The sequence below is a fragment of the Actinocrinis sp. genome (assembly GCF_035938995.1).
GTDB lineage: Bacteria > Actinomycetota > Actinomycetes > Streptomycetales > Catenulisporaceae > DASZGI01.
Window position 1 is genome coordinate 1 of sequence record NZ_DASZGI010000340.1, and the last position, 3,126, is coordinate 3,126.

Sequence of the window (3,126 nt, forward strand, 5' to 3'; positions counted from 1 at the left end):
GAACTCGGCCGTCCCCGTCATGTGCCCGCCCCTTCTCGGTCGGCTGATCCGTTGGATCGCTCGCCTCCACGCTAGGGCACCTAAGTTTCCTCGAGCAACCCAGGAGGTAAGGTTTCTCTGTGGACCCCGTCACCCCGAAACGCCCGTACGACGCCTACGAGTACGAGAGCAGCGCCTGTTCGATCGCACGCACGCTGGAGCAGATCGGAGACCGCTGGGCGCTGTTGATCCTGCGCGACGTGGCGAACGGCGTGCGACGCTTCGACCAGCTCGCCGACCATCTGGGCGTCGCCCGCAACGTGTTGTCCCGCCGCCTTGCCGCTTTGACCGAGTTCGGCGTCGTCACCCGCGTCGCCTACCGGGATGAAGGGTCGCGCGAACGCCAGGAGTACCGGCTGACCGATGCCGGACACGAGCTCATCCCGATCCTGCTGGCGTTCATGGGCTGGGGCGATCGGCATCTGGCCGGTCCCGAGGGGCCGCCCGCCTATCCCGTGCACGCGCGGTGCGGCGCACCGGTCAGAGTCTCGATAACCTGCGAGGCGGGACATGATCTCGGCGATCGTCCCCACCTGCACCTGGAGCCGGGTCCTGGCAGCCGGGTGCGCGCCGGGGCGCCGGGAGGACGCGCTTGACGGCGAAGGCGGAAGCGCTGCTCGAGCGATGGATCGCCCTCGCCGGGGTCGGCGCCGCGGACTACGGTCGGGAGCTGATCGAGCGCTATCAGGATCCGAGTCGCCGGTATCACACGGCAGAACATCTCGCGCATGTCCTCGACGTGGTGGACGAACTCGCCGATGCTGCCGCGGACGTGAGGGCCGTACGTTACGCGGCCTGGTTCCACGACGCCGTGTACTCGTACGAGATCGACGTGGATTCGGAGCCGAGCAACGAGGAGTACAGCGCGCAGCTAGCCGAGTCTGTACTGCGCACGCTCGGTGAGCCGGACGCGGCCGTGCGGGAAGTGGCACGGCTCGTCCGCCTGACGGAGCATCACGCACCGCGGCAAGACGACCGGAACGGTGGGGTCCTGTGCGATGCCGACCTCGCGATCCTGGGCAGCGATCAGGTCACGTATGCGCGCTATCGCACCCAGATCCGGGCTGAGTATGAGCAGGTTCTGGAGCCGGTTTTCCGCAGCGGTCGGGCGAAGATCCTTCGCGAGCTGCTGGCGCTGCCGAGGCTCTTTCACACTGATTCGGCGCACGACCGGTACGAAGACGCGGCACGCGCGAATGTGGCCGCGGAAATCGCGTCGCTCGAGAGCTGACCCGGGTCGGTCGGCGATGACCGGCGACCTGGTCGCGCTAAGCCTAAGCCGCTGATCCGCGAGGATGCTTCGGCCGACGCAACCCGGCGGCGGTCAGGCGGGCGAGAAGCTCCCGGCTGGACACCGGTTCGGCCCCGGCGACCAGCGCTTCCTGGTACAGCCGCTCGGGCACGTCGTAGTGGTCGCGCTCGAACCCGCGCGCCGGCAGGTCGATACGCCGCGCGAACGCGTGCAGCTCGTCCAGGGAGACGTCGCTGACCAGGTGCGACCACATCCGGCCGTGCCCCGGCCAGGTGGGCGGGTCGATCAGGATCGTCATGCCCGCAGCTTACGCGTCCGGCGGGGCTTCGCCCGGCGCGAGCGAACGCAGGACGCAGAACTCGTTGTCCTCGGGGTCGGCGAGCACCACCCAGGACTTCTCCCCCTGCCCGATGTCGATCCGCCGGGCGCCGAGGCCGACGACCCGCTCCACCTCGGCGTCGCGGGACCGGTCGATCGGGCTCAGATCGATGTGCAGCCGGTTTTTGACTGTCTTGCCTTCGGGGACCTGGACGAAGATCAGCGCCGGCGGAATGCTGCCAGTCCGGATCTGTTCCGCGGCCGGCGTCCACGGACCGATCTCGGTGTAGCCCTCCTGCTCCGCGACGACCTTGTAGTCGAGAACCGCGCACCAGAAGGCGGCGAGGGCGGGCGCGTCCCGGCAGTCGATGACGAGTTCGGTGAACCTGCTGGCCATGGGCGGCTCCTGGGGCCATGAAAGATGTCGGCGCGGCATGTCGAGAACCCGGACCCTGGTCCGACTACCCATACGAGAGTGAACCTACGACACGGGCGGAGGAAATCATGAGCGAGTCCGTGAACCCGGCCGCGGAGAGTGCAGCATCGAACGACGCGGCGCAGGGTGCCCCGGCTCTTAAGACCGTCACCTCGGCGGATGGAACGACAATCGCATATCAGGCCTTCGGGAACGGCGCGCCGGTGATCCTCATCGGCGGCGCCTTCAACGACCGCACCACGATGCTCGGCGTGGCGGGCGTCCTCGCGCCGCGGTTCACCGGGGTTGTCTACGACCGGCGCGGGCGTGGCGACAGCACCGACAACGCCAAGGACGGCGCGGACGAGGTCGAGCGGGAGATCGAGGACCTAGCCGCACTCATCGGAGCGCTCGGCGACCGGGCCAGCCTCTTCGGCCACTCCTCGGGCGGCATCCTGGCGCTGGAGGCCGTAATGCGGGGGCTGCCGGTCGACAAGGTCGCGGTATACGAGGTGCCCTACATTCCGGAAGGCAGCCGACCCCTTCCGCCTGCGGACGGATTCGAGCGGCTGAAAAACATCGTCGGGCGGGGCGACGCCGACGGTGCCGCGACCCTCTTCCTGACTGAGCAGGTAGGCGTGCCAGCACCGGTGGTCGAGCAGATGCGTGCCGAGGGCGAGTGGGCTTACTTGGCGGCACAGGCCCACAGCCTGCCCTACGACGCAGCGCTGGGTGGCCCGGTCAACAAGATCCCGAGCGATCGCCTGACCACAATCCGCACTCCGGCCCTCGTCATCAACGGCGACCGTACCTGGGACTGGATGCAAACCGCCGCTGGCATCGTCGCCCAGTCGATCCCGGGGGCCCAGCACAGGGTCCTGCCGGGTCAGGACCATGGCGTGCTCGCCTTCCCGGAGGAGCTGCGCGCGGCGCTGACCGAGTTCCTGGCCTGATGGCGTCAGCATCGGGAATAACGAAAATCCCGGCCAGCTTGCGCTGGCCGGGATTTCTGTCATCTGCGTAGTAGCGGGGACAGGATTTGAACCTGCGACCTCTGGGTTATGAGCCCAGCGAGCTACCGAGCTGCTCCACCCCGCGTCGG

At 68.3% G+C, this 3,126-nt stretch carries 5 protein-coding genes and 1 tRNA gene; 3 read left to right on the forward strand and 3 right to left on the reverse strand.

What is annotated here, in order from left to right; translation table 11 throughout:
• The first annotated feature begins 119 nt into the window (after window positions 1–119).
• On the forward strand, window positions 120–635 hold the full coding sequence (locus tag VGZ32_RS24345) for a helix-turn-helix domain-containing protein (protein WP_326888510.1): 516 nt from the start codon (window positions 120–122) through the stop codon (window positions 633–635).
• Complete coding sequence (locus VGZ32_RS24350) at window positions 632–1,270, forward strand: metal-dependent phosphohydrolase (protein ID WP_326888511.1); 639 nt, start codon at window positions 632–634, stop codon at window positions 1,268–1,270. The genes VGZ32_RS24345 and VGZ32_RS24350 overlap by 4 nt, the downstream gene beginning before the upstream one ends.
• A gap of 43 nt (window positions 1,271–1,313) precedes the next feature.
• Here VGZ32_RS24350 and VGZ32_RS24355 read toward each other — a convergent pair whose 3' ends face one another.
• Both VGZ32_RS24355 and VGZ32_RS24360 read right to left on the reverse strand, forming a co-directional pair.
• The gene (locus tag VGZ32_RS24355; RefSeq protein ID WP_326888512.1) at window positions 1,314–1,589 is read right to left on the reverse strand and encodes a DUF4031 domain-containing protein; all 276 of its coding nucleotides are present in this window, start codon (window positions 1,587–1,589) and stop codon (window positions 1,314–1,316) included.
• Window positions 1,590–1,598: 9 nt separating this feature from the next.
• Window positions 1,599–2,006 carry a VOC family protein gene (locus VGZ32_RS24360; protein ID WP_326888513.1) on the reverse strand — a complete coding sequence of 136 codons (408 nt, stop codon included), beginning with the start codon at window positions 2,004–2,006 and terminating at the stop codon, window positions 1,599–1,601.
• Between the two features lie 107 nt (window positions 2,007–2,113).
• Between VGZ32_RS24360 and VGZ32_RS24365 the strand changes: the two genes are divergently transcribed.
• Window positions 2,114–2,977 carry an alpha/beta hydrolase gene (locus tag VGZ32_RS24365; RefSeq protein WP_326888514.1) on the forward strand — a complete coding sequence of 288 codons (864 nt, stop codon included), beginning with the start codon at window positions 2,114–2,116 and terminating at the stop codon, window positions 2,975–2,977.
• A 71-nt stretch (window positions 2,978–3,048) separates the two neighbouring features.
• Here VGZ32_RS24365 and VGZ32_RS24370 read toward each other — a convergent pair.
• Window positions 3,049–3,122 (reverse strand) — tRNA-Met (locus tag VGZ32_RS24370).
• Window positions 3,123–3,126 lie beyond the last annotated feature (4 nt).

Excerpts from the sequence above, each read along its gene's own strand:
- VGZ32_RS24365 (WP_326888514.1), top strand. The coding sequence starts at position 2,114 with ATGAGCGAGTCCGTGAACCCGGCCGCGGAGAGTGCAGCATCGAACGAC.
- VGZ32_RS24360 (WP_326888513.1), bottom strand. The coding sequence starts at position 2,006 with ATGGCCAGCAGGTTCACCGAACTCGTCATCGACTGCCGGGACGCGCCC.
- VGZ32_RS24355 (WP_326888512.1), bottom strand. The coding sequence starts at position 1,589 with ATGACGATCCTGATCGACCCGCCCACCTGGCCGGGGCACGGCCGGATG.